The 26,790-nt window shown below is 42.1% G+C and carries 19 protein-coding genes and 1 pseudogene; 5 read left to right on the plus strand and 15 right to left on the minus strand.

Annotated features, from left to right (window positions below; translation table 11 throughout):
- Positions 1–13 precede the first annotated feature (13 nt).
- The 6 genes and pseudogenes from L1D51_RS10925 to L1D51_RS10950 all read right to left on the minus strand — a co-directional run bounded on the left by L1D51_RS10925 (position 14) and on the right by L1D51_RS10950 (position 6,047).
- The gene (locus L1D51_RS10925) at positions 14–2,167 is read right to left on the minus strand and encodes a prolyl oligopeptidase family serine peptidase (RefSeq protein WP_239963663.1); all 2,154 of its coding nucleotides are present in this window, start codon (positions 2,165–2,167) and stop codon (positions 14–16) included.
- 161 nt (positions 2,168–2,328) lie between these two features.
- A pseudogene (locus L1D51_RS10930) lies at positions 2,329–3,330 on the minus strand (branched-chain amino acid aminotransferase); the annotation flags it as partial.
- A 178-nt stretch (positions 3,331–3,508) separates the two neighbouring features.
- Entirely contained in the window at positions 3,509–4,297 is a 789-nt protein-coding gene (locus tag L1D51_RS10935; protein WP_054561314.1) for an SDR family oxidoreductase, read from the minus strand.
- Positions 4,298–4,318: 21 nt separating this feature from the next.
- Entirely contained in the window at positions 4,319–4,822 is a 504-nt protein-coding gene (locus L1D51_RS10940; RefSeq protein WP_239963665.1) for an Mpo1 family 2-hydroxy fatty acid dioxygenase, read from the minus strand.
- A gap of 104 nt (positions 4,823–4,926) precedes the next feature.
- Complete coding sequence (locus tag L1D51_RS10945; protein WP_239963666.1) at positions 4,927–5,331, minus strand: V-type ATPase subunit a family protein; 405 nt, start codon at positions 5,329–5,331, stop codon at positions 4,927–4,929.
- Between the two features lie 53 nt (positions 5,332–5,384).
- Complete coding sequence (locus tag L1D51_RS10950; protein WP_055021052.1) at positions 5,385–6,047, minus strand: Crp/Fnr family transcriptional regulator; 663 nt, start codon at positions 6,045–6,047, stop codon at positions 5,385–5,387.
- A gap of 109 nt (positions 6,048–6,156) precedes the next feature.
- Here L1D51_RS10950 and L1D51_RS10955 point away from each other — a divergent pair, with 109 nt between their 5' ends.
- Together L1D51_RS10955 and L1D51_RS10960 are read left to right on the plus strand one after the other, a co-directional pair.
- Positions 6,157–7,446: an amidohydrolase gene (locus L1D51_RS10955; protein WP_239963667.1), complete on the plus strand. Its 1,290-nt coding sequence runs from the start codon at positions 6,157–6,159 to the stop codon at positions 7,444–7,446.
- A gap of 116 nt (positions 7,447–7,562) precedes the next feature.
- Complete coding sequence (locus L1D51_RS10960) at positions 7,563–8,192, plus strand: trimeric intracellular cation channel family protein (protein WP_054561309.1); 630 nt, start codon at positions 7,563–7,565, stop codon at positions 8,190–8,192.
- Here L1D51_RS10960 and L1D51_RS10965 read toward each other — a convergent pair.
- The 8 genes from L1D51_RS10965 to L1D51_RS11000 form a co-directional block, all read right to left on the minus strand.
- Positions 8,189–8,644 (minus strand): GNAT family N-acetyltransferase, encoded by a 456-nt coding sequence (locus tag L1D51_RS10965; RefSeq protein WP_239963668.1) that lies wholly within the window; start codon positions 8,642–8,644, stop codon positions 8,189–8,191. The genes L1D51_RS10960 and L1D51_RS10965 overlap by 4 nt on opposite strands.
- Entirely contained in the window at positions 8,631–10,697 is a 2,067-nt protein-coding gene (recD, locus tag L1D51_RS10970) for an exodeoxyribonuclease V subunit alpha (protein ID WP_239963678.1), read from the minus strand. Before recD ends, L1D51_RS10965 begins: the two co-directional genes overlap by 14 nt.
- Before the next feature lie 5 nt (positions 10,698–10,702).
- Positions 10,703–14,278 (minus strand): exodeoxyribonuclease V subunit beta, encoded by a 3,576-nt coding sequence (gene recB, locus L1D51_RS10975; protein ID WP_239963669.1) that lies wholly within the window; start codon positions 14,276–14,278, stop codon positions 10,703–10,705.
- Positions 14,265–17,588, minus strand: coding sequence for an exodeoxyribonuclease V subunit gamma (recC, locus tag L1D51_RS10980; protein ID WP_239963670.1), 3,324 nt, complete (start codon positions 17,586–17,588; stop codon positions 14,265–14,267). The genes recB and recC overlap by 14 nt, the downstream gene beginning before the upstream one ends.
- Before the next feature lie 153 nt (positions 17,589–17,741).
- Positions 17,742–18,758 carry an alkaline phosphatase D family protein gene (locus L1D51_RS10985; protein ID WP_239963679.1) on the minus strand — a complete coding sequence of 339 codons (1,017 nt, stop codon included), beginning with the start codon at positions 18,756–18,758 and terminating at the stop codon, positions 17,742–17,744.
- A 41-nt stretch (positions 18,759–18,799) separates the two neighbouring features.
- Positions 18,800–19,927: a sulfatase-like hydrolase/transferase gene (locus tag L1D51_RS10990; RefSeq protein ID WP_239963671.1), complete on the minus strand. Its 1,128-nt coding sequence runs from the start codon at positions 19,925–19,927 to the stop codon at positions 18,800–18,802.
- Between the two features lie 57 nt (positions 19,928–19,984).
- Entirely contained in the window at positions 19,985–22,342 is a 2,358-nt protein-coding gene (locus L1D51_RS10995; protein ID WP_239963672.1) for a TonB-dependent receptor domain-containing protein, read from the minus strand.
- A gap of 212 nt (positions 22,343–22,554) precedes the next feature.
- Positions 22,555–23,598 carry an alkene reductase gene (locus L1D51_RS11000; RefSeq protein WP_239963673.1) on the minus strand — a complete coding sequence of 348 codons (1,044 nt, stop codon included), beginning with the start codon at positions 23,596–23,598 and terminating at the stop codon, positions 22,555–22,557.
- A gap of 284 nt (positions 23,599–23,882) precedes the next feature.
- Between L1D51_RS11000 and L1D51_RS11005 the strand changes: the two genes are divergently transcribed.
- A complete protein-coding gene (locus tag L1D51_RS11005) occupies positions 23,883–24,464 on the plus strand; it encodes a TetR/AcrR family transcriptional regulator (protein WP_239963674.1) in 582 nt (193 codons plus the stop codon).
- An 85-nt stretch (positions 24,465–24,549) separates the two neighbouring features.
- Positions 24,550–24,948 (plus strand): DUF2750 domain-containing protein, encoded by a 399-nt coding sequence (locus tag L1D51_RS11010; protein WP_239963675.1) that lies wholly within the window; start codon positions 24,550–24,552, stop codon positions 24,946–24,948.
- 27 nt (positions 24,949–24,975) lie between these two features.
- Here the strand turns inward: L1D51_RS11010 and L1D51_RS21820 are convergent, their stop codons facing one another.
- Positions 24,976–25,827 carry an AraC family transcriptional regulator gene (locus L1D51_RS21820; protein WP_338127939.1) on the minus strand — a complete coding sequence of 284 codons (852 nt, stop codon included), beginning with the start codon at positions 25,825–25,827 and terminating at the stop codon, positions 24,976–24,978.
- Between the two features lie 262 nt (positions 25,828–26,089).
- Between L1D51_RS21820 and L1D51_RS11020 the strand changes: the two genes are divergently transcribed.
- A complete protein-coding gene (locus tag L1D51_RS11020) occupies positions 26,090–26,614 on the plus strand; it encodes a carboxymuconolactone decarboxylase family protein (protein WP_239963677.1) in 525 nt (174 codons plus the stop codon).
- Positions 26,615–26,790: the final 176 nt, after the last annotated feature.

Below are 26,790 nucleotides of genomic sequence, written 5' to 3' on the forward strand. Positions count from 1 at the left end.
GTTAAGTAATATCTTATAGCGATTTAATACCCATGTTGTATAGGGTAAAGCCATAAATATCAGCGTATTGATCAATGATCTTACTGGTTGGTGTTCCTGCACCATGGCCTGCATTTGTTTCAATGCGAATAAGATACGGATTTTGATTCGCACCTTTTTCTTGTAGCTCTGCTGCAAACTTAAATGAATGCGCAGGCACAACACGGTCATCATGATCCCCTGTTGTTACTAAGGTTGCTGGGTAGCTAACACCCTCTTTTACATTATGAACTGGTGAATAGCCTTTTAAGTACTCGAACATTTCTTTACTTTGTTCACTCGTACCGTAGTCATACGCCCAACCAGCACCCGCTGTAAAGGTGTGGTAACGCAGCATATCTAAAACACCTACAGCAGGAAGCGCAACTTTAAATAGCTCAGGGCGCTGTGTCATAACCGCACCAACTAATAAGCCACCATTTGAGCCACCACGTACCGCTAGGTAATCAGGTGAGCTGTATTGTTTTTTGTTTAAGTACTCAGCCGCAGCAATAAAGTCATCAAATACATTTTGTTTCTTAAGCTGTGTACCATTTACATGCCATTCTTTACCGTATTCGCCACCACCACGAATATTAGCAACAGCATATACACCACCGTGCTCAAGCCATGCCGCAATTGTAGGGCTGTAGCTTGGTGTTAGGCTTACGTTAAAGCCACCATAACCATATAAAATAGTCGGATTTTTACCGTTAAGTTCGGTGCCTTTTTTGTACGAAATAATCATCGGAACTTTGGTGCCATCTTTTGATGTATAGAACACTTGTTCAGAGATATATTCTTCGCTATTAAATTTAGCGCCCGACTTGCGGTACACATCAGACTTACCTGATTCAACATCAAACGAATAGGTATTGCCTGGTGTAGTGTAATTAGTAAATGAGTAATACAGCGTTTGTGCATCGTGCTTACCGCTAAAGCCATATGCAGTACCCACACCTGGCAGGCTGATGTCACGCACCAATTTGCCTGATTTATCGTATTGTTTTACTTGTGAAATCGCATCAACCATATACTTAGCAAAGAAGTAGTCACCACCTTTTGAAAGGCTAAGCACATTGTCAGTTTCTGGGATTAAATCTTGCCAATTTTCAGGGCTTGGATCAGCTGCATCAACAGTCACTACACGTTTATTTGGCGCGTTTAAGTTAGTCACTAAATACAGTTTCGAGCCGTCATTATCAATAATTGAGGTATCTGAGTCAGTGTTATCTAAAATAGTCACTAGCTCGCTGTCAGGCTTAGTTAAATCTTTGATAAACAGTTTATTACCTGAAGTTGAAGTACTTGCAGCAATTATTAAATAACGATTATCACGGGTTACATCAGCACCAATATAACGATGTTTCTGAGCCTCTGTGCCACCATAAACTAATTGGTCATCTGCTTGTGCCGTGCCTAACTTATGGTAGTAAACTTTATGTTGATCTGTTTTTGCAGACAGCTCACTACCCTTTGGCTTATCGTAGCTCGAATAATAGAATCCTTCGTTGCCAAGCCAAGAGATACCGCTGAATTTTACATCGACTAATGCTTCTTCAATTGGTTGTTTAGTCGCTGTATCAATAATGATAATTTTACGCCAGTCACTGCCGCCTTCAGAGATTTGATAGGCCGCTAGCGTGCCGTCCTCTGTGAATGTTAAGCCCGACATTGAGGTTGTGCCGTCGCTACTGAAAGTATTTGGATCTAAGAACACCTCAGCTTCTGAGTCACCTTTTTTACGATAAACTACATACTGATTTTGCAGACCATCGTTTTTATAAAAGTAGGTGTACTCACCCTCTTTAAATGGCGCTGTGACTTTTTCATAGTTCATCAACTTTTCAAGCGTAGTTTTTAGCTCATCGCGATACGGAATATTTTTTAGATAAGAAAAGGTAACGTCATTTTCGGCTTTAACCCACTGGGCTGTTTCGTCGCTCATATCGTCTTCTAACCAACGGTATGGATCGGCTACTTTCTCACCGAAGTATTCATCAACAACATTGCCTTTTTTAGTTTCTGGATAATTCACAGCAGCTTTAACCTCTGCAGTTTTCACTGTTTGTTCTGTTTTTGTTGGGGTAGATTCACCGCAGCCCGCCAATGCAACAACAATTGCACATGCTAGTGTTTTCTTGATCATAATTAATTTACTTTTAGTTATTGTTAATAAAATGAAAGTAAAATTAAAGCATTAGAATGTCTAGTAATTTGCGGTTAAACACAGGAACTGCTGTAAACCAATGTAAAAACAAAAAAGCCACGTAGTAACGTGGCTCTTCAAAGCATGTATTTGCTCAGCGATTATACTTTTGTTAACCAGCCATGAGTATCTGCTGATTTACCCCATTGAATATCATTCAATGCTTGGCGTAATTTAGCAACTTTCTCACCTGGTTCACCTGACCCCACTTTAAACTCTTGGTCGTTATGAATAAGTGTGCCAACCGAGGTAAGTACCGCAGCGGTACCTGATAACGCAGCTTCAGTACCTGGTTTAGCGGCTCTTTCTAGTAACTCAGACACAGTAAAGTTACGCTCAGATACTGTCATACCTAAGTCTTTAGCAATCGTTAAAATACTATTACGCGTCACACCGTGTAAGAATGTGCTATCAAGTGCTTTTGTGATGATCTCATCACCATCAATTAGAATGAAGTTTGCAGCACCAGTTTCTTGTACATCACCACCAGGGCAGAATAAAATTTGGTCTGCTTGATGCTCTGAGCGAGCTTCTAAGATTGGGCCTAATGCACTTGCATAGTTACCACCACTTTTAACCATACCCATGTGTGGTGCACAGCGCATGCCGTCTTCTTCAAGTAATACACGTAATGCTGTAGCACCGCCTGAGAAATAATCACCTACTGGCGAAAGCAATACATAAAGCAAGGAACTCATTGACGGTGCAGCCGCTTTACCGATTGCCGCTTCTGTACCAATGTGAGTTGGGCGAATATACATTGAACCCGGCGGTGTTGGTGTTTCGTCTGCGTACTCTTTTACAATGTCTTTGATCATTTTCTCAAGCATGCTTTCGTCAAAGTCAGGTAAGTTTAGTAACTTAGAGCTTTGTTTCATACGAGCAATGTTAGCATCCATACGAAAGATATAGACCGAGCCATCTTCGTGACGAAATGCTTTTAATCCTTCAAAACAGGTGCTTGAGTAATGTAATACGTGAGCACCCGCATGTAATTCGATTTTATCAGATGGGACCAGCGCGCTTTCACTCCATGAGTTATCAGCAAAACGTGCTTGGATCATTTGTGGCATAAATACAGTACCAAATGCGGCCATTGTTGTTCTCTCTTGTTTGGACTACTTTTACCCCATTGTATGCTAATCCATCCCCGTTTAACCATAGCAAACTAGTGCCTTTTATCGATTAAAGTGATAATAACCCGACCATTTGGTACAAAAAATGCGCAACCCAAGTTGCGCATTGTTTACTGAGAATCATTCGCTAACAAATGACTATAAATTATCTGTAGTTCATTTTTGCTGTGAGGCGATTAAAAAAGCCCGGGAAAAAACGCTTGATAGTCGGTGCTAAACCACTTATTCCTTCACCAATAACAACTTCATCTTTCTCGGCTTCAATGGCTTTAATCATTTTTGCAGCCGCTTTTGCCACATCCATACCGTTTTCAATTGATTCCTCTGGCTTATTTTGCGGTTTACCTTGGCCATCTAACGAATTATGCGCAATGGCTGTTTTAATTGAACCCGGGCAAATAGTCAGGCAATTCACATTTTTGTCGGCTAGTTCTGCTCTTAAGCAATCCATAAAGCCGACAACCGCATACTTAGAACCCGAATACCCAGTTCTGAACTTTGAACCGACTTTACCCGCTACACTGCTAATTGATACCACCATGCCCATACCTTGCTTCACCATCTGTGGTACGACCGCCTTAGTTAAAGCAATTAAACCAAAGTAATTTACTTCCATCAGTTGGCGATAAACAGTAAATTCATTTTCTAAAAATAGACTACGCTGCGACACCCCACCGTTATTAATAAGCACATCAATGCGGCCAATTCGCTCAATCACTGCTGGCATATCTTCAAGTAAGGCTTCGGGCTTTGCCAAATCAAGAGCGACCACATGATGATTACCGCCGAGTCTTGTATTAAGAGCGTTGAGTTTTTCCTCATTACGGGCAGACAGTACTAGCGTTGCCCCTTTTGCCGCCAATTGCTCACAAAGTGCCTCACCAATTCCAGAAGATGCCCCAGTAACCCAAACTGTTTTACCATTTAATTGCATGTGTGTTCCTTATTATTGTTGTTATGCTTTGTTAGGCCCTGCATTTTGTTCGATATGATCAGCAATATCTTTATAAAAACCAAGCATAATCAAGAACTCTGCTAATACAAATAACGGGCCTATGACCAAACCAATTAAATCATCAACAAAGGCTGGCTTTTTACCTTCAAAATAGTGACCAATAAACTGAAACACCCAACCAACAACGAAACTGCCAATGCTCACAGCTAGCCATAACTCTGTTGAAAGCGACACCACAGGCTCAGCAGCAATGCTTAACAAACTTAAGCATACAGCCATAATTAACCCCATAGATAAGCTAAGCATTAAGTAATAAAGACAGGTGAGTGCAATTACCACGGTTGCTAAAGAGATAACGGCAGGCTCTGAGATAAGCGTGACGCGTTGTAATAAACAAATAATTGCAAACACAATTAATGGAATGCCAATAAAGTGAGTGTAAATATTGCGTTTAGAACGGTGATAAAGGGCGTAATTTGTCAGTTGTTGTTTTAATGTTTTCATTGTTTTTCCTGCCAAAACTGTGTTCAAAATTCAGATTAGCAGAAAATTTACCATCAAGAATGTCAACTAGCCGACATTTAAAGTAGCTAGCTTAAACTCACACATTAAACCAGCGCATCAATAACTTTGCCTTTTTCAGCTTCTGGTCGCATATCCATGCGTTCGCGACCTTTTTGATACTCTTCATCGAGCATCGTTTGCAGCTCATTCATTTTTTCTTGCAGTGCTTTAGTATCGGCACCTTGTTGTTGCATTTGTTCAGCAAGCTTCTCTATTTGCGCTTTTATTTCATCAATTTTCTCTTTATCAACCCCGAGTCGCTGATAAACCAAAGCTTCTTGTGCCTGCGCTAAAAAAGAGCTGGACTCAGACTGCTTTTGTAAAAGTTGTTGTGCTGAAGATGCAGGCTTATGCATGGCTTTCACACCCTCAGTGCGAGCCGTTTGCGACAGCTTAGCAACAGCCGAAGCGTGATAAGGGTTATATTGATTATGAAATGTAATTGCCACAAGTGTCTTCCATTTAAGCTTGATTACAACCTTGTAGCAATTTTAGTTCCAAGCTAGCTTTGAGATTGCAATTTATCTATATCAATAATTTCAATCGTTTGATATTTAAGATTAATAATTGAATCAGCTTGCAGGGATTGTAATATTTGGTTAATGGTTTGCCGTGTTAAATAGGTCATATCGGCAAGTTGTTGCTGGGTAAGCGGCAAACAGCTTTGGAGTGACGATTGATAAAGCATGCACAACCGCTTACTTACCTTTTGCTTTGCTGTAAGGAGTGCGTGATCTTCTAATGAGTCAAACAGGTTTCGCACTTTATTGGTAAGCAGAAGCCCAAAATCATGCCAATATGCAGGGCTTTCTTGTAATAACTGGCTTAATGCCCGCTCAGGTACGTGTAAAAGTCGTACCGCAGTTTGAGCATACACATCGTGGGTGCGCTTACCACCATCAAACAGAGCAACTTCACCAAACCACATAGCACTGGTTACAAAACTGAGCACGGCTTCTTTGCCTTGGCTATTAACCCCAGAAACTCTAAGCACGCCATTAATAACACAATACAGACCGGTATTTTCATCACCACGCAAAAACAATGCATCACCCGCATTTAAGGTGATTAATTTAGCATTTTTTACTAGCTTGTCCCTAAATAATTGTGTGCGATTTTTAAACCATTTGTCTTGGTTAATTACCGAAAGGTCTTGTTCATTCAAGTGTTTATCCTTTACATTGGTGTAGTGTGCATATATCCAAGCCACCTCAAAATGCAGAATTCAGCGTTTCACAGGTTGTTTGGATATCTAAATAATAAAAGGATACGGGATGTTAAACAAACTACTTTCGACCAGCCTACTTCTCAGTGCTATTTCTACCCCTGCATTTGCTAGTGATATTAATACTGAACTTAAATCTGCCAATAAAAGCGTCAGCGAAAAAGTCATTAAATGGCGCCGTCATTTACACCAATACCCAGAGCTTAGTAACCGTGAGTTTGAAACAGCAAAATATGTGGCTAAGCATTTACGTTCGTTCGGCCTTGAGGTTCAAACAGGTGTGGCTCATACCGGTGTGGTTGCCAAACTTAAAGGGGGCAAAAAAGGTCCGCTTATTGCGCTACGTGCAGATATGGATGCACTACCTGTAAAAGAGCAAGTAGACTTACCTTTCGCGTCAACTCAAACAACAGAGTACAAAGGCAATACCGTTGGCGTAATGCATGCCTGTGGTCATGATAACCATGTGGCTATTTTAATGGCAGCAGCTGAGTCTTTAGTAAAAATTAAAGACCAACTAGCAGGTGATATTCTGTTTGTCTTTCAACCTGCTGAAGAAGGTGCACCAGATGGCGAAGAAGGCGGTGCAGAGCTGATGCTTAAAGAAGGCTTATTTAAAGAAAAGCCAGAAGCCGTATTTGGTTTACACGTAACCAGCTCACTTAATACCGGACAAATTGGTTTTCGTGAAGGGCCGCTAATGGCCAGCGCCGACAAATTTACAATAACTGTAAAAGGTCGCCAAACTCACGGCTCACGCCCTTGGAATGGGGTTGACCCAATTGTGGCGTCATCACAAATTATCATGGCAACACAAACCATTGCCTCACGCCAAGTTGATGTAACCAAAGCGCCTTCTGTGGTTTCATTTGGTGCCATTAATGGCGGTGTGCGTAACAACATCATCCCTAATGAAGTTGAAATGGTGGGCACAATTCGTACCTTTGACCAAGAAATGCGTGCTGACATTAAAAAACGTTTAGCTAAAACCGCTGAGATGGTAGCTGAATCAGGGGGCGCAGAAGCACATGTTCACATTGACCATGGTTACCCAGTAACAGTGAACGATGTTGAATTAACCAAGAAAATGACACCAACTCTTGCTGGTGTGGTTGGCAAAGAAAACCTGATCACAACGCCACTTATCACAGGTGCCGAAGACTTTAGTTACTACGCCTTAGAAACACCAGGCATGTTCTTTTTCTTAGGTGTCACACCAAAAGGTCAAGATGCAGTTACAGCACCTAGTAACCATTCACCACACTTTTTTGCAGACGAAAAAGCTTTACAGCTTGGCGTAAATGCAATGACGCAATTAGTGGTTGATTACCTAAAATAATAAAAATTTTCTTACCGGCGGGTGACATCACTACCCGCCCTATTTTCTTAGCTGTTCAGCATCAATAAAGTTCATTTTGCTAGGGTTAGATTACTATAAACAGGTAAGGAAACCCCATGACATCAGAGTACTTTCATTTTTTAAGCATTATCGGTGTAGCGTTTTTTGCTATTTCGGGCACCTTGCTGGGCCATGAAAAAAGTGTCGGTGGTTTTGGTGTGGTGGTCGTTGCCACAGTCACAGCTCTGGGTGGTGGCACACTTCGAGACATATTGCTCAACAAACCAGTATTTTGGATAGCTCAGCCTGATTATTTGTACGCAACTTATATAGCCATATTCGCCTCTATTTTATCTATTCGTCACTTACCCGATTTAAGTAACACCACCATGCTATTAATGGATGCCGTAGGGATGGCTATTTTCAACATTATTGGTATCGAAAAGGCATTGATTGGCGGCGCAGATATGGTTGTAGCCATCACCATGGGTATGACCACGGGTATTTTTGGCGGCCTGATGCGTGACGTGATCTGCCGAGAAGTGCCTTTAGTAATGGGCGAAGAACTTTATTCAACCGCTTGCTTATCTGGCGGGTTAACTTACGCGGCTTTATTCACCCTTGAGGTGAGTTATATTTGGTGCATTATTGGCGCATTTGCTGTGACGGTATGTTTAAGATTAGGCGCCATACACTTTGGCTGGCAACCTAACCTGTTTCGTAAAAGCAGCTTTAAACGCTCTTAGCAAGTCATATAAATACAGCCATCGAGTGGCATGTCAGCGGGGTACTGGGTTTGTATAAAACCCAGTTTTTCATAGGCTGTTTTAGCAAGGGTATTGTGGCTATACACAAACAACGACAAACTATCGCAGTTAAATTGCTGTTTCCCCTGCTCTCCTAGTAAATTTATCAACACTTTTGCAAGACCTTTACCACGTTCACTTGGCGCGATAACTAGCCGCCCTAAATGGCAACGACCTTCACGTAAATAGTATTGACCAAACCCTAACATCTGGCCCTCGTCATTAATCAACGTGTAGGAATTCAGCGCATCTAGGTTTAAATCATTCTTAAAGCTTTGCGTATCAAATGGGTAATTAAAAAATGGCCCAGACCAAATACGCAGTTCAGCCTCTGAGTTAAACCAACCCATTAACTCGTTGAGTTGATCACTCGTTACTTTAACTAGCTCCATGTTTTAACCTATCGTATAAACCTGATGCACGAGTAACAGATTTATTCATTGCCATAAGCAATACATTTTTATCGGCCACCAGCTCAAATGTGGTTTTCGCGCGGGTGATCCCCGTGTAAACCAATTGCCTGTTAATGCCCTGATTAGCCTGTTTTATTGGTGGTAAAATCATTGCGGTATAAGCAAATTCAGAACCTTGCGACTTATGAATTGTCATGGCATACACTTTGTCGTGAGCAGGTAAACGCGCGGGTGAAAAGGCACGAATATTTTCTTGCTCATCAACAAACATGGCTTTTAACTGACCTTGCTCATCGTGCATTAAAATACCTATGTCGCCATTAAACAGTTTTAGCTGGTAGTCGTTTTGGCTGATCATAATTGGCATACCCACGTAATGCCTTTGATATGGCGAGATTAAACCTTGTTGAGCCAGTGCTTTTTCAATACGCTGATTAAGGCTATTTACACCGTAATCACCCTCTCTGACGGCAGCCAGTAACTGATAATGCGCAAATGCTTTATGCACACTGGCAACACTTGCCCCTTGCTGGATAAGCTGCAAATAATCGTGATATTGCAACGCCGCTTGTTGCACAAATTGCTCAATCGGTTTATTAATTTCGCTGTAATTAAGTTTAAGGTCTTTAAAGCCACCTTGATTAATCGTTTGCTCAACGTAACCCAGTAAGCCACTGTTATTGGTATTTACAGCTTGAGCTAATTGACCAATGCCGCTGCTGCCATCAAAACGATAACTTTGCTGTAAAAACGCAATACAATCGTTAAGTACAAAATGACTGCTCGCCGCGGGTATTTCGCTCTGATTATTAAAACAAACACGATTAAGCTGCGCTGCTCTTTCACTGCAGTAATCAGGCATTTTGCCAAGCTCTAGCCCTTGGCATAGGTCGCTAAGAATACTGCCCGTATCAACCGAGGCTAATTGGTCTTTATCACCCAGTAAAATAAGTCTTGCATGGCTTGGAAGTGCCTCGATTAGTTTTGCCATAAGCGATAAATCTACCATCGATGCCTCATCAATGATCAGTACATCTAAATGCAGCGGATTACGCTTGTTATGGCGAAACTTATTGGTATGCGGAATAACCCCCAGTAAACGGTGAATCGTTTGCGCGCTGTCAGGAATAAGTGGCGCGATATTATCAGGGATCATACTGAGCTTTTGCTTTGCCCCTAAAATCGACTCAGTTAAACGCGCTGCCGCTTTACCTGTCGGTGCAACCAGCTTAATTGTTAGCGGCGCACTGGCATACAAAGATTGTAATATGGCCAATAGCTTAGTTACAGTGGTGGTTTTACCTGTACCCGGGCCGCCAGTGATCACACTAAAGCCTTTTGTTGCAGCAATCGCACAGGCTACTTTTTGCCAGTTTAATGTTTTAATAGGATCGCTTGGGTTGGTTGTATGTTCACTGCTAGGAAAATACACCTCAAGTAATGACGTTAATTCGGCTTCATCAAGTGTGAGTTCTTTCGTTGCTAAATGATGTAAACGCGAAGCCAGTGTGGTTTCGTACTCTGCCAATCGGGCAAAATAAAGTTTATTCGCAAACAATAGCAGTGGTTTGTCGTCCCCGACACACTCAGCATTCATTAGTTTATCAACGGCTTCAGCAAGGCCAAATTCCATATCAAACGGGGTTAAAACATCAGGGGCTGCAATGCTGGCATCAGCTAAACTTTGTTCTCTTATTTCAAACGGGTTTTGCCAGTTTATAGTCACGAGCTCTAAACAGCTGTGCTGACTTTGCTGCGCGGCCGCAAGCAATAAAATCAGGTAAAAAACCTCACTGTGCGCTGCTTCGTTACTCTCTATCAGTGTTTGTGAACCGGCTACTGTTTCTGTGCCAGTCAATAGCTCTGCAAGTTTCACATCAACTAAGCGAATACGTTTTGCCTCCAGCAAATAACTCAGTAAAGGCTGTGTTTTAAGTTCTGTAGCAGGCAACACTGAATCGCTTTGGGCATGTTGTTCTGGTTGCTTATTCATTGGCTCGTTTGGCTCATGGTCATCAAAGCCGAATGTCATTTGACTCATAGCATGGCTCCTTGTGCGAATAAGCTATCAAGCTCAGTTATTTGCTGTTTTGTTAGCTGATTGAAATACACCCCTTGCCCTTCGCTCATACCACGTAAGAAGGTGTAGTAAACACCGCCTAAATGCATATCGCTATCGTAATCTTGAATACGTTGTTTTAATAAACGGTGCAATGCCACGGTATATATCAAATACTGCAAATGATACTGGTGACTGGTCATGGCTTGCTCTAGTTGCTCATGTTGGTAGTCAGTCGCACTATTGCCTAAAAAGTTCGATTTATAATCAAGAATATAATACTTACCCTGCCAGCAAAATATTAAATCGATAAAGCCTTTTAGTAGGCCTTGCACCTCACTAAAATCAAGCTGACCAGGTAAGTTAAAATGTTTTACTAACACTTGGTTAAGCTTATCACTTGAGAGTGATAACAGCGGTAAGTTAAATTCCATTTCGACCAAACAGGTATCAGGTTCAAGTACAGATAAACTAAGCCCTTTATCATTTAATGGGCAATTCAGTGCAGCAAGGATCCACTGCTCGGTCATTTCCTGCCAGCTATCGTCAATATGGTATTTTTCGAATAACGTTTTGATCACTTTATCAAGTGCGTGGTCGTCTTGCTCAGTGGCTGGACGCTTTAACGCATAAGGGTCAGTAAAGTCTAATTGCTCAAAGATTTCATGCAAACAACTACCCGGCTTTGCGCCTTTAGGGAAGCTGTAAGGTGTTAAAGCATTGGCATTTTGGGCTAAAAACTCATCTTTTTCGTGATCTTCATCACTGCGACCAAGCTCAATATGATCAGTATGCTTTTTCAGCGTTAAGCTACTAAAGCTGGTTGAGCGCCAATCACGCTGAATGTCTGCTTTTACAGTATTAACTTGATAGGCTTGTTCACTGTCTGCACCAGCAAATGTTAACTTTTCAAGCTCATCCGCTTCGCTAAACGCCTCATAGTGCATGTGCGCAGAGCCATCACAAAATTGTTGTAACAACGCGCGCCATTCATCGCCCGATTTGATCTCTAACCCTGCAAATAATACGTGGCCGATACTGGTACTTTGAATACCTGGGCGAGCACTGCGACCTTGGGCAATGTTATACATACCCACTGAACAAAAATGCACGGCACGAGTCAATGCCACATAAAGTAAGCGTAAATCTTCAGCCAAGCGCTCTTGCTCGGCTTTTTGCATTGCGTCGTCACCTTTAGCAAGGTCATAAATAAGCTTACCGTCTTTATGATAAAGGGCTTCTTTGCTTTCGCGATAACCACAGGCAAACGGCATGAATACTATCGGGTACTCTAAGCCTTTTGAGGCGTGCATGGTGACAATTTTCACCAAGTTAGCATCGCTTTCTAGGCGTACTTGCACCGCTTCACCATCTTGTTGACTGACTTTTTGCGCAAACCAACGCAGTAATCTGTGGGTGCCCTCAAGCTCAATTTGCTTTTGCTGCAAGATTTCCCCTAAATGACGGAAATCGGTGAGCCAGCGTTCAACGTTGTAGCCTAAGCCTTGCCAACGTGCTGCAAGTTCATTATGGCTTAATAAACGCTCAAGCATCGCCATAGCGCCTTGTTTATGCCAAATATGAGCAAGCTGAGCAAAAAAGTTTAAATGCTCTTGCCATGCGCTTTCGTTTTCGTGAAGCTCATAAATACGGTTGTAGCTTAAGCAAAACAACGGCCCGGCTAGCACACCACGCAGTAACGACTCATCATACTGTCCATGCAATGCAGTTAAAAAGTTCAGTAAGTGATGACTAAGCTCTTGGTTAAACACACTATCACGGGACAAATACACGCTGGCAATGGCAGCTTCTGCCAGTGCTGTTTTCATCAGCTGGGCTTCGTTGCGGTCACGCACTAACACACAGATATCAGCGGCCGTGAGAGGCTTTCCTGCAATGGTTGCATGGCCTGCATTAGCTTGCTTGAGTAGCTCAGTAATTTTTTTCGTATACTGCAAAGCCAATGCCTGTTGAGCCACCCCTTTGCTGGTTGGCTTGTTGTTGGCTTCGGCGTATTCATCAACAAAAACCGAAAATTCAAACGCAATTGGCATTTCACCGTTTATTAAAAACGCTTTGTCTTGCTGTTTTCCTTTGGCATTAACCTTTTGAAATGGGATCGCATCGTTGTAAATAAAGCTATTAGCATTTTTAGCAAATAAACGGTTTACACTATCAACAACCCCTTCACTTGAGCGGTAGTTGGTATCTAGGGTGTATTGCTTATCCTCTGAAACAGCTTGTTTTGCGCCAATATAAGTAAAAATATCTGCACCACGGAAGCCATAAATAGCCTGTTTTGGATCACCTATCATGGCAAGCGTGGTGTTTTTAATGCCATAAATGCGGCTAAAAATACCATATTGAACTGGGTCAGTATCTTGGAATTCGTCAATCATGGCAACTGGAAACAAGGCGGCAATTTTTTCACTTAACGCTTGGCCTTGCTCACTTAAAAGCGCTTGATGCAAGTTACTTAATAAGTCATCAGGGGTGATCACGCCTTGTTCTTGCTTGCGTTTAACTAATGCATTTGCGACCCATTTAGCTGCGTATTGCACTATCGCAATATTCAAGCCGTTATTGATAAGGCTACTCAGTTCAGCCATTTCATCAAAACGAGCCAGCATTTCATGACTAAGCAAGCTGCCGTTTTTCTTATAATTTGCAGGATCGCTTAAATTTTCTGTGCCCCATACTTCAAACGAGTATTTACTGGTACCAAATACAAAAAATAGCTCATCATTGTTTATATACTCTTCAAGCGCTGCAAGGCTGTTTTTTCGACCTGGGGTTTTTGAACCACTTAAATCAGACGCTTTTACGGCATTAATAAATTCACTCTCACGGCACGCCTTTTTAAATGTTGGTACTTTTGCCACAAAGTTGTCGCGCGCTTGCCATATTTCATCAAGGTCGTACTCAGGGGTAATCGTTGCCCCTTGTTTATTGAGTAAGCTCACCACCTGTGAGTACAGTGACGCTGGCACAGGGAAAATATCGGTAATTGCTTGGGTGCGCTCTTTTGATTGTGGGTAAACAAAGGCACGCCAAAAGTCATTAAGGGTTTCTTGAATAAGCTCTCGCTCATCTAAAATAAACTCTAAGTTAAACGCCACGCCGGATTCAAAGGCATGTTGTTTCAGCATTCGCTGACAAAAACCATGAATGGTGAATATAGCGGCTTCATCCATCGACTTTGCCGCAGCGTCTAATAAATCAAATGCGGCGTGTTTGTCAGTTACCTCGTCAATTACTTGCTCAATCAGCTCATCATCGGGCTTTTTACCAAGCAGTGCATCTCTGGCATTGATTATACGCGCCCTTACACGGTCTTTAATTTCTTGAGTTGCGGCCTCTGTGAAGGTCACCACCAGTATTTGCTCAACACTCAGCGGCGTATTTAATTGTTCATCTTCACCGGTCGCTTTTTGTAAGCCCAACAAATACCGTAAATACAAACCTGTGATGGTGTAGGTTTTACCTGTACCGGCACTGGCTTCAATAAGGCTTTGCCCACACAGCGCCATACTCATTGGATTAAGCGTTTGCATGATCTGCCTCCTGTGCTAATTCAACAATTGGCGATAACAGCAGCTCGCTCCATTTTATAAACTCTTCTTCACAGTCTTTAAGGCTCTTTATGGTTAAACGAATATACGGGTTTTCACCTTCACCTATGCCTATGTATTGCGGTGCGAACTTATTGTTTGCTTTAACCATATCTTTGTCTGTTTTTATGTACTCGTAACCACTGACCGGGAAAAACGCCACAGGGCGAGTTAAAAGCGTTTCATAAAGCGAAAACCAATCGTTTAAATAGCTGCGGGCATCGTCTTCTGACAAGGGTGAAAAACTAATTTGCTTGTCTAAACCAAGAATAAGGGTTTCAACCGGCTGCCCCATTATTTGCGCCGCTAAATGATGCACAAAGCCGCGAATAACATCTTTTGCTTTAATACTGGCGGTGCGATAAAACACCTGTTTTTGACCATAAATATGATTTAACCAACCTTCTAAAGTGGTGTTGGCTATTTTAATATTTACTTCAACGGGTAATGCTTCATCACCTTGAATATGCGCTTTCACTTGCCCAGCAAGCGCATCAACTCGGTGCTGCATACTTTCAAACACAAGGTCGCCAACATGGGCTTGAGGTAATTCACCGCGCTGCATTATTTGCGCTTTGTTAAGCGGTTGCTCTTGAATGCTAGCTTCGAGAATTTCGTCAAGGTAAAAGTAACGACGTAATGCGTCTAAACTAAATGGCTCTTCATCTTTAGCGATATCGTTAAATTGCGGTAAGCGTAAACCCAAACTTTGCTGATAAAAGCTCTCGTGCGGCTGGCAAATACTGCGAATAAACTGAGTTAACTCAACACTGCTTTCTGGCTGAACACTAAGAGCTTGCTGTGGCTCAGGGTTAACAGCTTGAGTTGGCATCCACACAGGGTTATAGCTGTGTAATTGTGTGGCTAACGGTTTGTTTGCTTTTTGCTCGTCATCAATTTTCTCTGTTAGATAATAAGCCGAGTTAAATGGCTGTAAGTGCTGATAATTAATTAGCGCCTCTGGTAGCTTTAAGTGAGTGTCTTGATCAGCAAACTCAAAGCTACGGGCTATGTATTCCAAAAGCTCGCTCACTAAGGTTGAGGGCATTCTTGGTTGGTTATCAAAGCAAGAACGGCCAATATAACTGATGTATAGATTCTCACGGGCACTTAAAATCGCTTCTAAAAACAGGTAACGGTCGTCGAGCTTGCGAGAGCGGTCGCCTTTTTGGCGTTTTGAGTATGGAACTAAGTCAAAACCAATTGGCTGAACTGTGCGCGGGTAATCTGCATCATTTAAACCTAGCATGCACACCACTTTAAATGGCACCGCACGCATTGGCATCAGCGTACAAAAGTTAACTTGCCCCACTAAAAAGCGCTGCCCTACGCCTTTTTCTTGAATACCTTGTTTTACAAGGTAACTAACAATGCGCTGCGAAACAGCTTGTTGGTAATCGCCATTGTCATAATGCTTAATCAGTGTATCGAGCACTTTTTGCAGCACTAATAAATCCCAGCTTTGTTCGCCTTCATCGCTGTACACATCGTTTAATAACTCTTTTAGAATTTCTGCCTTTTCGTTAAGCGGTGCATCGGCTTGAAGCTTAGCTTTATAACGGGCCAGTACATCAATAAATTCAATGAGTTTATTTAAGGTATTCAGTGCCATGCCTTCAACTTCATCGGCACTGTAAATCCCCGAGAAAGGCAGTTGTTCATCCCGTTGTGCAACGCCAAGTAACAAACGGTTGAGGCCATGTTGCCAAGTGTTTAAATCTATTGCTGGTAAGCCAAAACTGTCTTTGTGTGCGGCATCTAAGCCCCATTTAACGCCAACGCGTTCAAGCCAAAAACCAATTTGCTCATATTCATGAGGTTCGAGGTTAAACTTTTCGGCAATTTGTGTAACTTGCAGTAAATCAAGAATGTCAGACACACCAAAGCGTGAGTATGGTAAATCAGCTAAACTGGCAAACGAGCTAAGTACGGGTTTTTCTTGTTCTATGGCTAAATCGGCTAACGCATAAGGAATAAAACGTCGCCCTTCGGCACCACCAAACACCGCCTCAATATACGGGCTGTATGTGCCAACATCCGGCATCATTACAATAATATCTTTTGGTGTTAGCGCTTTATTTTCATTGAATAGATTGAGCAAGTAATCATGTAGTCGTTCGACTTCACGTAGTGGCGTGTGACAATCGCTCAGCACAATACTGGTATCGTCTGCCTGAATCGGCAATTTGCCTTCGTCATTAATAAACCATTCTTTATCAGGCGTTAATGACTCCCCCTTGAAGGCTAATTGGTAAATTTCAGACTGAATTTGCGATAACAAGCTTTGATCAAACTCGTTATCGAATCCGTCAAGCCACTGCGCGTCTAATTGTAGTAACTGCTCAAAATAGTCTCGTCCTAATTTACCCCACGACGAGAGTAACGGGTTACCAATAAAAAAATACTCGTGATCAGGGTTTTTAGCGCTGTCTTCAAGCGCTTGTAACTGCGGGCGTTTGGCATATTTAGCAGCAATCTTGGCTGCTGTTTTCTCATCGAGTGTGTCGCCCCAGTAATGTTCACTGGGGTTAAAGAAAAACAAAAATACCTGCGTTTTTTTCGCAATGGCCTGAAACACTTCAAGCTGGCTGCTCGCAATTGCAGAAATACCAAATAAACTAATGCGCTCAGGTAATAGGCTTGCGTCCATTTTTTCAAGGGCTGCAAGGAGTTTGTCTTGCATATTGGCGCGGTGATATTGGCTTTGCCCAAGTTCTTTACTATGCGCCACCAGCTTACGCCAGAGATCTGCCTGCCATGGCGCAATGCCCACATCAACATCATCAAGTTCATCGATGCCCTGCTCCCAAGTGGCAATCCAATTGGGGCGATACATTAAATATTGGTCATAAACGTCGGCAATTTTCTCGCACAAGGCAAAGGTTTTTTGCCCTTCACTGTCACCATCTAAATAGGTTTTAAGTGGTAAGTACAGCGGCTCATCAATGCAGTTTGGTAAAATCGCAAACAGCTTCCAAGCAAGGTTAGCTTTGTTATACGGTGATTCACTGGGTACATCAGGCAGCAATTGTTGGTAAAGCTGCCATATAAAACTTGAAGGCAGCGGAAAATCAACCTGAGCGGCAATCCCTAAGTGTTCACTTAAACCTATTTTTAGCCACTGCGACATACCCGGTGACTGCACAAGCACAATTTCTTTTTTAAAGAGACTCGTTAATGGATTAACTTTAATAACTTTATGAAAAAGCTCTTGCAGTGCTTCCATGCGATTTGATTGAATTATATTCAGCACTCTACACTGTCCTTGCTTGAAACTAACTAATTGACACAGTGTAAGATATTTTAATTAGATGGGATAGAGAGAAATACCCGCAAACAAGGCTTATTCCATGTTTACGGGTATGAGCTGCGGGCATGTGTTAAATATATGCGCAGCTGGCAATATTTACTGGTATGGGCTTATCGTCGATAACGCGAACTCGGTGTGCATGATCTCATCACCCTTAATACCTTTAAGCGCAATACGAATGGTAGGATCTGCTTTTTGCCAATCGATTGTTAAGTCGCCGTAGTTAACTTCATGAGTGTAATCACCCACACGGTGTTTATTAGGACTAACATCTTTCCACTTTTCTGTAAGCCCTGAGCTGGTCATTTCATATAACGGGTAATCTAGGTTTTGTTGATATTTAGACAGCTCACCCCAGTGAGTATCACCACTGACAATAATCACACCATTTACTTTATGTTTTTTAATAAGCGCAAATAAACGCTCACGATCAGCCGGATAATTTGCCCATGACTCCCAGCCTGTAAAATCAGCCAATAACTGTAAGCTTGAGGCAATGATTTTTATCTTTTCATCTGACTTAAGCTCTTGTTCGAGCCATTGCCATTGGCTTTCGCCAAGCATAGAGGCGTTTTTATCGGTTGTTGGACTATAAGGCCCTTGTTTTGCCGGTTTACGCTCAAGTTGATAGGTCATCGCTGATACATGATTTAACGGCGCACGATTAAAACGCAGATCAGGCATGATTACTTTTACTGTTTGCTCGCCTTCACCGTACGTGTACGAAGTGTAAATACCATCTTCACGAGTTCTGCGAGCAGAACCTGCTGGCTCTTGCCAAAAGTCGAGCATGATTTTTCGTGATTGCTGTTTTTTTGGGTATTCGCTGCCAGCGTCATTTTCGCCATAATCGTGGTCATCCCACATGGCAATGATTGGCGTATTCGCACGTAATGTTTTAAAGCCCGGCTTTTGCCCTAAACGTTGATATTTATCGGCAAGTACCGACATATCTTCGGTATCTCCATAAATGTTATCGCCAAGGAACATAAATAAATCGGCTTGCTCTTTGTTGATGGCATCAAAAATTGGAATAGCCTTGTCTTGATGACCACATGAGCCAAACAGAATTTTACTTGGCGCAGCAATCGCACTCGCACAACTAACCAGCATTAACCCAGATAAGGCGCTTTTAAATAAACGAAGAGTGAAACTCATTTTAAAATCTCCTTAATCGGCGCTGCCATCTTCGGGTTAACTTGCTGACTGTTGACGCCTAAAATATTCAGCACAGTTGCCGCTACTTGCGATTGTTTAAGCTCATTGCTTGGCTTAATTAAGCCTGTTGCTTTTATATCTGGGCCAATGGCTGCTAACCAAATATGCTCAGAGCCAACAATGCCGTTTGGAAAACGCTGCTTTCCTTGCTCTGAACGAGCTAAAGCACGCTTAGAACTATGATGTTGCCAATCATCAGCATGACTGCCACGGCCATGATCGGTCGTGATGATCAATGTGGTATTGTCTTTATAGCCCGGTGTTTGTTGAATTGTTTGCCAAAGGTCACGGATAAACGCATCACTTTGTTTAGCCGATTTTAAATAGGCATCGTATTTACCGTTATGAGCAAAATCATCGGTTTCACCCAAGCTAATAACAAGCAAACGCGGCTGTTTATTTAATAAATATTGTTTGGCAAATCGGTAGGTAAAGCTGTCGAGGCGCACATTGTGCCAAGGGCTTGGGATCTCGCTTTGCATTTGGTTTAGCAGAGTCACTTCGGCTGAGTTCACTGCATCAAAGGATTCAAAGCCAGCATTAACATAAACCCCACTGCGCTCACGATTTACAATATAAGGAAACACATCCCAGCTACCAAAAAGCGCAGTTTTACCTTTAAACTCTGGCTGAGAATTTAAACTCTCTAAAATGGTTTTATTGGGGTTAGGCACTTTATCGTTGCTATCGATATTCTCATCTACTATGCCAGTTAAAATTTCACTGTAACCTGGGTATGAGAAATACCACGGGTTGCTTACCGACATCAATGAGCCTTGAGTTCTATCGCCAATCAAAACGCCCTGCTTTGCCAGTGTTTCACTAAAAAATGGCATTAACGCCTGAGTTCGCTGTGCTTGGTCATCTCGCCAAAAAAGCGCCTTTAGTTCATCTGTATCTGCAACAAAATCAGTGTTATCGATTAGGTTTTTATCTGCACCAGAGAACACTTCTTGCCAGCGAAGCCCATCAAGAGTAACGAGCACAACATTGTCGGCAGCTTTACTGTTTAAGCTTAATAGTGATGCCGCTACCACCACCGTGGCTAAAATTAATTTTTTCATATTTCACCTGCAAAAAAGCCCATCAACGATGGGCAATTTAAAACGTTAGCTTATTACTTAAAACTGCGCTGTAATTGTTAAAGCTGCGGTACGTGGTGCACCAATAAAGTAGGTTGAACCATTACCTGTGCCACCTGCGAGATATGATTTATCAAACAGGTTATTCACCACAAATGCAAGGTCGATTGATTTAAACACACCTGAATCAAGACTGGTGTTATAACCAATGTTTAAATCAACCAAGGTGTAACCATCAACCTCATTACGCGAACGTGTTTGCTCATCAGTCCATGCACCTAAACGCTCACCTGTGTATTTAGCCGATAAACCAAAGCGGAAATCACCACTGTAGTAGTCTGCCGATACCACAAATAAATCTTGTGCTGAGTCAATCACTTCATCACCCGCTTTAAAGCTGGCTGATGCATCCTCAAGTAGCTCACCATCGCTGTTGTAAGCACTTGGATCGTTCGATTGATACTCAGAGTTATTGTAGGTATACGATGTGTAAAGATTCCATTTGTCAGTCAGCATATAGCTTGCTGAAAGCTCCACACCCGTTGACTCAATACCACCAACGTTGATGTAAGAACCGTTCGTGCCAATGGTGTAATCAATTCCATCTGTATCACTGCCCGGTGCAATAAAGGTAATGCGGTTATCAAACTCAATGCTGTAAGCTGTTGCCGTTAAGCTTAAGCGGTCATCACTGTAACGCACACCTAGGTCGATGTTTTCAGCTGTTTCTGGTTCAATTTCGGTCAGTGTTGATGAATCACGTTCAAGTACACCATCTTTAATTGCCGCAAAGTTTTCGCTGTAGCTGGTGAATAGCTCTGTACTTGCAGATAGCTGATAAAGCACACCACCACTGAAGAGCACATCTGAATCACTGTCGATTTTATCTGAGTATTCATCTTCAAAATGGTTATAACGCTGCAGCTCAACAAGGTACTGTTTAGCACCTAAATTAAGTGTGAAGTCGCCTAAACTGATTGAGTCTTGTACGTACCATTTGAATGTATCTGTTTCGAAGGTGTTCTTGTACTGTGTCCAATACGGCGTATGGTCAAAGTGATGATAGACACGGGCATCAATAACTTCATGCCAGTCACGTGACTCATCACGGTCTGTTTGTTCAAACCAAAAACCGGCTTCAATGTCATGGTTGCCAAGGGTTACTTGGTACTCGCCAGTCATACCTAAGCGGTCTTTTTTATAGTGAGTATGACGATACGACATAACAGGAATAGCATCATCTGGGTAACAGGCTGGGTTTAAGCCAGGGCCTGAAGACCATGGCCATTCTAAACTTGCCGTACAACCAGCAGCAGGTGCAAGTGGATTACCGTCACTATCTGTAAAGCCGTAGCTGCCAGCGTTTTCACCACCAATCGTTGTTGGATTGCCATCGCCATCAACCGGTGACGTTAGATAAGGCGGGATCCAATCGCCACGACCCGAGTTTTTATGGTAATACGGCGACAAGCTTAAGTTTGAAGTGGCACTTAACGCGTAATCAAACTTTACATACGCAAGGGTATTTTCACGCAGTGTACCCCAGCCCTCAGCAAACATTTGATCAAAATGCGGCACGCCAGTCCAATTCCAAGTTAAACGATCCCAATCAGGGTTTTGTTCAAACTCGCTAATGCTAATGCTGTTATAGTTAATTTCGTGAACATCATCATACGAAACACGACCCGTTACAGTTAAGTCACTAAAGTCTGATACAAACTTCGCTTCAATGTGCTGATTGTCTTTACCACCATTGCTGCCATCACCAACCCAGCGGCTGGTATCTGTTTGCGAATAGCTGATATAGGCTTGCGTGTTATCAAACACAGTGCCGGTTTCGTGCTTCACAAAGTAGCGGCTAGCGTTATGATCGCCCGTTGTATAAGCAAACGTAGTGCTTTGCTCGGTACTCGGTTGTGCACTCACAAAATTGAAAGTGCCGCCTAATGCTTCGAGTGATGCAGAGGCAATATCAGAAGTACCTTGCCCTACTTCAACCGTTGCTAAGTTTTCGCTGTCTAAGTAACGGTTTGCTTTTGCACCGCCACCATAGTTAGAACCACCATTAGGAATACCATCAATCGTCATACCTAATTGCTGTTGATTACCATCAATACTAAAGCCACGCATAGTAATGGTGGTTGACCAATCGTCACCACCAAATGCATCACCTTCGTTGATGCTAATACCCGGTAGGTTATCAATCACGGCTAACACGCTTGATACTGAACTTTGTTGCTCAAGCATGGCAGGTTCAATAACGTTATTTGCATAACTGGTTGGCTTTGCAACAACGGTAATTTCTTCAATTTCGTTATTCGTGTTTGCATTTGCCGATGTTGCTAAAAGCGTTGCGACTACAAGGCTTAGCTTTGTTTTTTTAGTTACTGTGCTCATTGTTTTTCCAAGGTTACGTATTTAAAAGCGGGCACAGTATGCAGAGCGCGTATGACATTTAGGGTCAAAATTTTTGACACAATAATTAAACAATTAATGCATTTTCATGGCAGATTTAAGACTTAACTGTTTAATAAATAAGAAAGTATTAGAAAAAACGCCCAGTTAAATTAACTGAGCGCTTGTTGGTTGGACAATATTATTAGGTTTGCTTAAATCAGTTCAGCCAGCATTTCGTCGCTGTATGGTGTTAACGCTTCACCATTTTTAACTTTACTTATGTAATCTGGGTTCGCAATGAATGGGCGACCAATCGCAATTAAGTCAAATTGGTTGTTATCGATAGCTTGATTAGCTGACTCAAAGCTATAGCTACCTACCCCGACTAAGGTACCTTTGTATGCACCGCGCATATATTCAGACGCCGACTTATCACCTAGGCTTGCAAAGCGCATGCTGTCATCAAAAATACCAACATGTAAGTACGCAAGGTTACGTGTTTCAAGGGCTGGCAATAGATAATCAAATACCGCCTTATCACCGTCACTTTCAGTCATATTAAAATACGCGCCTGGCGATAAACGTAATGCAGTTTTATTTGCACCAATTGCTGCCACTACTGCATCAACGACTTCAAGAGCAAAACGCGACATGTTTTCTGGTGTTTGACCGTATTGGTCTTCACGTTGGTTGGCAGCAAAGTGTAAGAATTGATCAATTAAGTAACCATTCGCACCATGAATTTCAACCCCGTCAAAACCCGCTTCAATAGCGTTTTCCGCCGCTTTTGCGTAGTCAGCAATCAAACCTTGGATGTCTTCGATGGTTGCCGCTTTTGGAGTGACGTAAGTTAACTCGCGCATTCTTGGTACCGAACCTTCAATACCAATTGCTGATGGTGCCAGTACATCACCACCAAAAAAGTGAGGATGAGCAACACGACCAACATGCCAAAGCTGAGCAAACATTTTGCCGCCTTTAGCGTGCACAGCATCGGTCACTTTCTTCCAGCCTTGTATTTGTTCACTAGTAAATAAACCCGGCGTATTTGGATAACCTTGGGCATCTGGGCGGATAATCGTTGCTTCGCTAATAATTAAGCCCGCATCAGCACGGCGTGCATAATAATCAACCATTGCTTGTGTAGGTACGAGGTTATCGTCGCTCATACAGCGCGTAAGTGGTGCCATTAGTACACGGTTTTGCAGCTCTATGCTGTCGTTTAATTTAAACGGAGAAAGTAAATCGGTTGTCATGGTTTTATCCTTATCTTGAACATACATTCAAGATAAGGGCGAAACAGACACACTTCAAGGTTTATTTTGAATAATCGTTCAAGATTACGTAAACTTCGTTTATACCAATTCGCTTAATTAAGTGGTCTATTTTGAGGCAAGAAAACCTCGTTGATATCAAGGCAAAAATTTCGTTATTTAGTTGTTCTAAATCAGAAATTTTTAACGCGGGTAGCGACAGGTTTAATCCCTCAAAATGACTAAGTATTATTGCGGATTGGTATTATATACCGTGAGGAGCTTTAATGAGAACTGCTGAATTTGATACTGAATTTGTACTTCGCCAAGCCATGCATGCTTTTATGCAATATGGCTATGCGAAGACAAGTATGCAAAAGTTAAAAGAAGTAACTCACCTTCACCCGGGTTCTATTTACGCGGCTTATGGCAACAAAAAAGGCTTATTTTTAGCCGCCACCGAGCAATATCAAAAAGATAGAAACCAACAATTTACTGACCTTTTTAATGACCAACAATCAATTTTATCGACCCTCAAACATTACTTAACTGTGATTGTCGATGAATGTATTGAAGGTGAAGTAGCTAAAGTGTGCTTGCTTACAAAGAGTATTTCTGAGGTTGAAGGCAACGACCCACAAATTTGCACTGTACTGCGTGGTAACTTAAACGCTTATGAGCATGCCCTCGCTGAACAACTTCAAAAAGCCCTAGATAACCACGAATTTGTAAGTAGCAAGTCAGCTCAACAGTTGGCGCGCTTTTTAGTCATGGGCATATACGGTATTCGTACCTATGCGCTGACAAATCAAGACCCTAAATCTCTGCAACAACTTGCTGACGATCTATTTGCCGCATTAGTAAATTAATTTAGCTATTAACTTTACTTGTCATATTAATTTATCACCTTATGATTAAGGTGTAGCTGTGTATAACTAAAAGAGTGAGCCTGTCATGAATAATGCAACTGCTAAACGTGTTGAAACTGAATTTGATGCTGTACTCGCCTTAGGCGCTAAGAAACGACTCGCTTATATGTTTGAAACGGTTCAAGAGTTTAAACAAGTGTGGATCCTCAATGATGAACATGGCTGCGTCATGCTCTCAAACGAAGACGACGACTGCGTGCCTGTGTGGCCTAGCCGTGAATTTGCCCAAAGCTGGGCAACCGGTGAATGGCAAGACTGCACGCCAAAAGCCATCCCTGTAAAAGACTGGTTAAGTCGCTGGACACCCGGCCTTGAGCAAGATGACTTACTCATTGCTGTATTCCCAACAGACCAAGACGACGGCACCATTTTATTCCCCGATGAGTTTGACTCACAACTAAGAATGTCAAAAAGACGATTTTAAGTACAAGGGAGCAAAGCGCTCCCTTTTTTATGCGATTTGTTGTAACCGAAGTGCCGAAATATCTTTTATCGGTGGCTTGCCAAAAAAGCGTGTGTACTCGCGGCTAAACTGCGATGGGCTTTCGTAACCCACTTTTAAAGCCGCAGAGCCCACATCAATTCGCTCATTCAGCATTAATTGCCTTGCCGCCTGCAACCGTAAGTTTTTTACGTATTGCAATGGGCTCATCTTTACCACATCACGAAAATGTAACCTAAATGTCGACGGACTCATGTGCGCATCACGGGCTAAATCATCAATTGAAAATTGACTCGTGTAGTTTTCTTTTAACCAACATAAGATCTTGGCTATTTTTTGATGGGCAGAGCCAGACATCACAATTTGCCTTAAATAAGGGCTGTGCGGACTATTTAACAGGCGCAATATAATTTCTTTTTTAATAAGTGGCGCAAGGTTAGCTTTTAATTGAGGCTCTTTGTCGAGTTGAATAAGCCTAAGTAAAGCATCAAGCAGGCCATTGTCAGTATCAACCACCGACATAGCTTGGTGCTTAGGGAACTTGTCTTGCCCAGCAAACTCCATTTCAGCAACAATATGGCTGATTTCATGGGCATCTAAGCGTAAGTAAATGCCGTAAAATGGCAGATCTTTACTAGCTCGCGTTATTTGTGAAGCTACGGGCACATCGACTGAGGTCACCAATGATTGGCCGTCAGTGTAATCATAACTATGTTCACCCAACACAACTCGCTTTGCACCTTGCAAGCTAATACCCAGACCTAACTCATACACGCAGGCCATCGGTAAAGAAACTTCGCTTCGTCTGAACACCAATAACTCAGGAATCGCCGTTTCAAAATTACCGTCTGCGATCGCTATCGCTTAAACCGCTTCTATTAATGCCTGACGCATTTAGATTACCTCTAAGAAATACTCAATTAAGTGTATCACCGTAATTTGAGGTTAGGACCAGTTTAGGTAACAGTTCGTTATTTTAGGCAAAAATTAAATCATTTATGGCAAGCAGAAATCGCCATCATCAACCATAATGTATTTTCAATTTTTCGATTGCATGCTCTTTGCAATCAGCCAAAGCTACAAAACCTCAATACATTCAATATCTAAAATCAAAAGAGAAATTATGAACCATAACAACACGGATTTATTTGTGTTTGTCGCGATCGCTGCTTTGGTCACCGTTCATGACAAGCCCTTGTTAAAACGAGCATGTCAGCACGCATTGAATGATGGCGTTTCAATGCAAGAGTTGTGTGATACTTTACCGCATATCAGTGTGTATTCTGGAGTGCCAAAAGCATTGCTAGCACTAGAGGTTTTAAAGTCCCTTGATGATATTAAAGGTTCACATACGTTGCTTATCAAACGCACAGAGCAGCAACTAAAAACCGCGCTCACATTTGGCCAACTACCTTTTGGTTTAGATCAGCAAAACAACAGGGTATTTGAGCTTGCCTCTTTAGGCGCTTTATTTGCGCTAGACGATGCCAGCAGCTTAGTTAGCGAGCAACTTAAACGCTGTGTATTACTTGGTTATAGCCGTGAACAACTTGAATTATTAGTAATAGAACTTGCCAGAAAGGTCAGTAGCCACATAGCAATGCGCGCTAAATGTAATCTTGAAAAACACTTTGCTAAGGTGGGTTAAGAAAAGCGTATAAGTACTCTATTTTATCCGAGAATTTTGCTTCACATTGAAATTTGTCTAAGTTTTCGGATAGTTTAGAAAACGCCTCTGCTAAGCTTCAACTAAATAAATTATAGAGTATTGAAATCACTTGATTAACCCGCCTTAAGTTATAAAAAATAAAAATACTACTAAGA

Origin of the sequence: Pseudoalteromonas shioyasakiensis, assembly GCF_022398475.1 — a bacterium.
In the GTDB taxonomy this organism is placed as follows: Bacteria; Pseudomonadota; Gammaproteobacteria; order Enterobacterales; family Alteromonadaceae; genus Pseudoalteromonas.